Source organism: Coprococcus sp. RTP21428st1_C9_RTP21428_210409, assembly GCF_040227395.1.
GTDB classification, from domain to species: Bacteria; Bacillota; Clostridia; order Lachnospirales; family Lachnospiraceae; genus Coprococcus; species Coprococcus aceti.
The window spans coordinates 91,181-98,618 of sequence record NZ_JBEHVV010000003.1 but is presented as its reverse complement, the minus strand read 5'-3'; the positions used below and the strand labels follow the sequence as shown (position 1 = coordinate 98,618).

Annotated in this window: 6 protein-coding genes; 2 read left to right on the top strand and 4 right to left on the bottom strand. The window is 43.0% G+C overall.

Features of this window, described 5'->3' with window-relative positions; translation table 11 throughout:
- Positions 1–1,241, bottom strand: a 1,241-nt coding sequence (malQ, locus tag ABUA34_RS01520) for a 4-alpha-glucanotransferase (RefSeq protein ID WP_349822746.1), incomplete at its 3' end; no start/stop codon positions are given.
- 175 nt (positions 1,242–1,416) lie between these two features.
- Here malQ and ABUA34_RS01515 point away from each other — a divergent pair.
- Entirely contained in the window at positions 1,417–2,304 is an 888-nt protein-coding gene (locus ABUA34_RS01515; protein WP_022215944.1) for an AraC family transcriptional regulator, read from the top strand.
- A gap of 18 nt (positions 2,305–2,322) precedes the next feature.
- Here ABUA34_RS01515 and ABUA34_RS01510 read toward each other — a convergent pair whose 3' ends face one another.
- From ABUA34_RS01510 to ABUA34_RS01500, 3 genes are read right to left on the bottom strand one after another with little or no spacing between them, the layout of a single operon-like run.
- Positions 2,323–3,801, bottom strand: a complete 1,479-nt coding sequence (locus ABUA34_RS01510; RefSeq protein ID WP_022215943.1) for a C69 family dipeptidase — start codon at positions 3,799–3,801, stop codon at positions 2,323–2,325.
- Between the two features lie 3 nt (positions 3,802–3,804).
- Positions 3,805–4,377, bottom strand: coding sequence for a VanZ family protein (locus ABUA34_RS01505; protein WP_022215942.1), 573 nt, complete (start codon positions 4,375–4,377; stop codon positions 3,805–3,807).
- A 24-nt stretch (positions 4,378–4,401) separates the two neighbouring features.
- Positions 4,402–6,036 (bottom strand): hypothetical protein, encoded by a 1,635-nt coding sequence (locus ABUA34_RS01500; RefSeq protein WP_022215941.1) that lies wholly within the window; start codon positions 6,034–6,036, stop codon positions 4,402–4,404.
- A gap of 195 nt (positions 6,037–6,231) precedes the next feature.
- Here ABUA34_RS01500 and ABUA34_RS01495 point away from each other — a divergent pair, with 195 nt between their 5' ends.
- Positions 6,232–7,335, top strand: coding sequence for an endonuclease/exonuclease/phosphatase family protein (locus tag ABUA34_RS01495; protein ID WP_349822745.1), 1,104 nt, complete (start codon positions 6,232–6,234; stop codon positions 7,333–7,335).
- Positions 7,336–7,438 lie beyond the last annotated feature (103 nt).

Here is a 7,438-nt window from a genome sequence, read left to right as displayed (position 1 = left end):
ATATATTCCTGAAGCTCCTCACTCTGTCCGCTGATATAACTTTTCAGCATATCATTGTCGTGGGTTCCGATATACGCTACGTAGTTCTTTGCGTGATTGTGCGGCAGATATTCATTTGCCGTATTGCCGTCAAATGCAAATTCCAACACCTTCATGCCCGGATAACCGGATTCCTTTACAAGTTTCTGAACCTCTGGCACGACCACGCCGAGGTCCTCAGCTATAACCTTGGATGAACCTATGGCACTGTCTATAGCATCGATGAGTTTCTTTCCCGGTCCCTGTCTGTAGTAGCCATCCTTCGGCTCGCCATTTGCCGGGATGCTGTAGTATCTGACTATTCCGATAAAATGATCTATACGGATCACGTCGTAGAGCTTTGCAGATGCAGCAATTCTCTTCTTCCACCACGCGAAATCATCCTTCTCCATGACATCCCAGTCATAAATCGGGTTACCCCACTTCTGTCCGTAGCTTGAGAACATGTCTGGTGGGCATCCTGCCACAACCGCCGGTGCAAGGCTTCCGGACAGCTGGAACTGGTCTGTGTTAGCCCACACATCAGCACTGTCCAGTGCCACATAAATCGGAATATCTCCAATGATGCTTATGCCGTTTCTGTTGGCATACTCTTTTAATGGCATCCACTGCTCGTAGAACTTGAACTGAAGGAATTTGTAGAATTCCACGTCTTCACCAAGCTTTTCTCTGTAAGCTGCCATAGCCTCCGGCTTTCTCTTCTTGATCGCCGGTTCCCACGCAAGCCATTCTCTATTGTTATGATCAGCCTTGATCGCCATATACAGCGCATAGTCATCTATCCACTGTTCATTTTCCTCTATGAAATCTACGTAATCCCTGCTGTCTTTGTGCTCTGATCTGCCAAATGCTTTTCTGAGAACTTCAAATCTCTGTCTGTATATTCTGGCGTAGTCGATCTCGTCATCACTGTCAGCCCATTTGTAGGATTCTACCTCCTCTTTCTTGAGAAGCCCTTCAGCTATCAATGTATCCAGATCGATAAAATACGGATTGCCCGCAAATGCTGAAAACGACTGATAAGGACTGTCACCGAAGCTTGTTGGTCCTATCGGAAGCACCTGCCAGTACTTCTGCCCTGCTCTTTTCAACATATCAACAAAATCATAAGCATCTCTTCCCATAGTTCCAATTCCATATGGTGATGGGAGGCTGCTTATCGGCAGGAGTATTCCTGCGCCACGCCCCAACGCTTTACTCATATATGATACCTCCTGAACAGTTCCTGTTATGGCTTGTATTTTATTAGCATTTCCCCTTTTATGCTTGCATTATATAAGCAATTTATTGTACAATTCTATCATCTTGATGATGTACAATATGTAAAAGCTGTAAAAAATCGTCGAATTTATGAACAAAAAGGAGGCACATGGTTATATGAACAGTCTTGAATACGAAAATCTTCTGGAGAATAAGACCCATGCGGACCCGATGTTTCCGTACAATACTTACCTGTGCTCCATACCACTTGACTTCAATTCTGTGTCTCTGCACTGGCATGAATTTATGGAGATTATCTATATCAAAAAAGGCAAGGGAAATGTGACTGTGGACTTCACAACTCACTATGTTGAGGAGGGTGACATAGTCATTATCCTACCAGGACACATTCACGGAATCTCCCAGCACGAAGGCTATTCAATGGAATATGAGAATATTCTTTTCTCCGTTGACATGTTCAGATCCAGAAATCACGACTCACTGGACAGCGAGTTTTTCCTGCCTCTGCTGGCGGGCGACGTGGATATCAAGAGTATTTATGACAGGGACGATCCATTATATCCGTCTCTTTCCGCGTGTCTTAACAGGGTAGACAAGCTCTGCTCAGAGACGCCAAAGGGATACCACCTTGCACTTAAGGGATGCTATTTTGAATTCTTCTACATTCTCTATGCCAACTCCACCGCAAGGGATGAGGCAGACAGAAAGAACCGAGCCAGAGATCTGGAGAGAACAAAACTCATCCTCTCCTACATAGACGAAAATTACAAAGAGGCCATATCCATAACGGATATAGCCTCCTACTGTGGATTCTCTGAATCCCATTTTATGCGATTTTTCAAGAACACCATGGGGGTGTCATTTGTATCATATCTGAACGACTTCAGGCTGAATGTTGCCGCAAGACTTCTCTCCTCCAATGACGAGAGCATACTCTCCGTCGCGGAGAACTGCGGCTTCTTCAACCTGTCCTACTTCAACAGGATGTTTAAGAAGAAATACGGCGTGACTCCAGGTAAATACAGGGATAATCATAACCTGTAAGCGGCCACTCATTGCCTACTACGCATCAGATCTTGAATACGAGTTCTTCATCTGATTGCTGAGTTCATAGAGGACCCTGCCAAGGGTTGCATTTGCCTCACGTCTCACCATGTCTGTGGTCTCCTGGTTGGCCTGCTGGCGGAGTTTCTCGCCCAATGGCTGTTCATTCATAATATCATCATATCTGTATATTATCTCATGTGCCTTGGACATGACTTTCTCCTCGTACCTTTCGATATGGAACACCGACTTCGCATAAGATGCGTCCGCCATCGCTGCGATCATACGGCTGGTCCAGTAGAAGTTGTCCGTGGAAATATCCGCCCCTGTATTTGCCAGATACTCAGGAGTCGTGTCTACATTTGCATAGAAAGGAACCATGACATTGAATGCATTCGATGCAAATGCTATCCACTGTACAGCGCAGATCTCCTCTCCAACATATGGTCTCATCTGGATCGCCGACATGAAATCCGTCCTGTTCACACCTATCGATCTATATGCCCCGCGCATCTTATTGTCGCCGTAATTGCCGTACGGATCATACGGAGTTCCCTGATAATGCGAGGAAAGCACATACTTCACATCCTCCATGGTTATCTTCTTCTCTGGTATCATGCACCATGGAATGTCATCCGAAACCGGCGTAAAGTCCGCATCCGGTCCGTCCCAGACTGCCGAATTCGGGTTGAGCGTCCGCTCCATGAACCATGCCCTCGGGGTGTTGTACACGTGATCCGCATCGTCGTGGCTGCCGAATATATCCCGTGGACAGATCGTGTCCTCCATATTCTCCACGTTCAGATGATACTTCTCTATAAATGCTGGAAGATCTGCCGAGCACATGAACTCGCTCTGCGCTCCCATTGCGTCTGCCATATCAAATTCGTCCATACCAAACTGGTTTGGCATGACAACATACACATCATCAGGAACTTTTCTCGCGATCCAATGATGTCCTCCGATGGTCTCAAGCCACCAGATCTCGTCTACATCCTGAAATGCAATTCCGTTCATCTCATAGGTTCCATATCGTTCAAACAGGCTGCCAAGTCTCTTCACGCCCTCTCTTGCGCTCTTTATATATGGAAGTGTAATGCTGACTATATCCTCCTCGCCGATACCTCCAGTCTTCTCAGGCTTATCTCCCTCCGCAGGCTCATAGCACACCAGTGGATCCGCGCCGAGCACTCTTGGATTTGAGGTTATGGTCTCCGTCGCCGTCATAGCCACATTTGCAGAATTCACTCCGCTTGCCGCCCAGATTCCTTCGCCCGCCAGCGCATTTGGAACACAGGTGTAACGCATCGGATCATCCGGAAGTTCAATCTCCAAATGGGATATCTCCGACTTGTATATTCTTGGCTGCTCCTCCGGCTTCACAACCACATATTTCTTCGGCGTGTACGAACCGGCCCCCGAATCGTCATTTCTCGCTATTATTGTTGAACCGTCATAAGACGCATTTTTTCCTACCAGTATTGTTGTACATGGCATTATCTATTCCTCCATTTTTTTAATATTTTTCATCTTTTTTATAATTAAAAATATAATATATCCCGCAAGGCTTCCGAGGGTATTCATAACTACATCATCGAGCTGGCAGTAACCGCGCTCCGTTATAAGCTGAACCGTCTCTATGCAGACACTGCACAGAAATCCAAACAGTACAGTACATTTGGACAACCTGTCTACCGCCCTGCCATCGCCATTCTTACTTCCAGCCACCGCCAGCGGGAAAAGCACGCCGAACGGCACAAAGAGCAATATATTTTCTATGACAAATGCGTGCTCCTGGGGCGTCACTCCCCACGTCTGAAACAGCGTCATGTCAATGCCTTGCCTTGAGCCCGGCTCTCTGGACAGGAACACAGTAACTGCCATCACCGCCAGATACACCACCAGCAGAAACCACACTATTAACTTCTTCACACGTCCTCTGGCACTGACCTTTTTCCCTGCAGGACTCACTGTATACACGAGATAAACCACGACTGCTATGCATCCGCATAGAATCCCTATCGGAAGGTAGCCCGCGACCTCCATTATATCTTTTATAATAAGTTCAAACATACATTCCCCTCAGTAATTTTACATTTATTCTATTGAAACCAAATACGATTTCTCGACAGTGTACTTTTCCAACTTCATTGGTTTTCCACCATTTATCCATTCCATATAATTCTTTGCATATGCATAATATGTATATTTCCCTAACTCGAATATAGCCGGCATACACTTTTCACATGGAGCCCATCTTGAATATATCGTTATACCATTAAAATCCGATAAATATGACATGATCTTTCTTTCGCAGCATCCATATGTAAGTCCAATCTTTCTCAAATAATCATCTTTCCTTTTATCGATTCTTCTCGTCTTCAGATCGTCCCCCAGCTTCTCTTTTTTACTCACATACTTTATCTTGCTGTTACTATCAGGCTCTATTACCTCTGTATAACGCATAGTTTTCTTCCTAATAGGACAGTATCTGATGCCATGATTTTTTGTATAAATATTGGTAACATGATGCCATCCAAACGTGTTATCAAATATGTATTTTACCAGCATCTCCATCTGCAATCTTTTGTTTCTATCCCACGAATCTGTCCCACTCAATGCCCAATACTTTTCTCCATTTGGCAATACAAATATTGTATAACAGCCTTGTTTTTTACCCGAATATTTATTAACCAGATTAAAATCCTTTTTTAATTTCAACGCTGACTTTATTTTTGCAATCTCTTCCGTAAACTGTTTTGTCATACTTTCAAAATTGTTTGATCTCGTTGACACTAATTCATCATTTGTATTTATTTGAGACAGAGAAATAAAAAAATGTCTATATATTTCTGTTAATTTATCTTTCCAAATACAAGCTTCAAAAATAGCACTGTCATCTTTTGGCATATCATGTGTTTCGATGTTAAACGCATGGGCTATATTAGAAATAAACCTAATATATCTCTTTTTTAACGTCACTTTCTCTCCGCTACTTTTCAAAATTTCTTTTTTTATAATATTAAGCGTCTTTGTATAGTAGCCTATTTTCTCTTCCTGTCCAATATCTGAGACCATACTTTTCATTATGGAATCCGCTCTTTCCAGTACAAACTCTAAATTTTCATTCCAGCTCGTAGCAGTAAATTTATTATAACTTGTTAGGAACTTCTCGTGTATATCATCTATTTCTCCTATATCATGCACCTTACATTTGCTCGCCCTATCTATCAATCTGTATATATCTGTCAATATAGTTTTTTTATTTTCACTAAAATCTACGTAGTCTTCATGCACATATCTCTCTGTATAAATCATAATAGAGATTGCGATACGCCTGTAATCATATTTTATCCTGCTGGCAAATGTCTGCAGTGCTTCCATATTTAGTGCCTCAACGCTATCACTATTATCCTGCATGACCGTATCATTAATAAGTGTCACATCTGCCAGATAATCCCACATATTATTTTCACTTAAATTGTACTCATCATTTATCCAGGCACCTTCATCCTCCACTGATTCCAAATTTAAGTCAAGCGCTTCTATTGATTTCGATTTCGCATACTCTTCAAAACTACCATATCTACTTGCCACTATATCTAATTCTTCACTTACCAATTTACTTTTAACAATTTTCTGTAAGACATCAGGTTTATATGGCACGAAATATTCTGCTATCGGATAATCTGAATTTCGCAACCTATGTGTTATTCTAATAGATTTCTTCATATGTATCACCCACTCCCAAAACAATTCTCCCGCCCCTGCGGTAATTACGTTACGTTCCACTAATTATTATATCACAGTTGCAACTGACAGTCATTTTACACATTGTTTACATACACCGCGTCTGATATACTTTACATGTCAGTCCGACTAACCATTTGGACGGGCTGAACAAATATAGAACAGGAAATATCCAACATGATAATAGCAAAAAAAATTCTAAAAATAACTTGTATTGTCCTCGGTGTGATCCTTGTGGCCACCATAATATTTGTGGGAGTTCTCACTATAACAGAATACAAGCCAGACGATTCCGAATCCCTTGAGGTCACATCCGGAAGCACATTTGGCAAAAATGCAACCGGCTCAGCCAAGCTTTCACCATCTGTCGGCGACTCCATATCCATCGTGACATGGAATCTCGGCTACGGATCCCTCGGTGCAAATGCTGACTTTTTCATGGACGGAGGAGACAGTGTGTACACTTCCACAGCCAAGCAGGTAAACGACAATATGGAGGCCATCACATCAGAGCTGAATTCACTTGCCGCTGACATCTTTCTTCTCCAGGAGGTTGATGAACGATCATCCAGAAGCCACAAGATAAACGAAGCCGATATTTTGAAGGAAAAGCTGCCGTCATACACAAGCTCATACGCCTACAACTACAAAACACTCATGGTTCCATATCCACTTCCACCGATTGGCAGAGTGACATCAGGAATAATGACTCTCAGCTCATTTGAAGTATCGGATGCAGAAAGAATACAGCTTCCATGTCCATTTCCCTACCCGATCAGACTGTGCAACCTGAAAAGATGCCTGATCGTGTCCAGAATACCGATTGCCGGAAGTGAACACGAACTCGTCATAATAAATCTCCACCTGGAGGCTTATGACTCAGGCGAGGGCAAAGCCGCCCAGACCAGGATGCTCGCCGACATTCTCCAAAATGAGGCTGCAGCAGGGAACTACGTTATCGCAGGAGGCGACTTCAACCAGACTTTTTCAAATGTGGATCTGTCCGCATACCCTCAGCAGTCCGCTGACCTGTGGGCACCAGGAAGCATAGATGTATCTGAATTTGGAGATTCCTTCACCTGCAGCACCGATTCCTCAGCTCCGACATGCCGATCCCTGGACAAACCATACGAAGGAAGCGACCACGAGAGTTTCCAATATTATGTCATCGACGGATTCATAGTATCGAGCAATTTGCAGATCAACTCCACAGAGACCATAGATCTGGATTTTAAAAACAGCGATCACAATCCGATAAGACTCGATGTTGCGTTGAAATAAACTATATTTTCAGTTGTTTTATGCATGTTATTTTAATTAACATTAATTATGTATAATTTTATGTTTAAAATACATTTTTCTCTTGATTTATGCCGTTTTTACA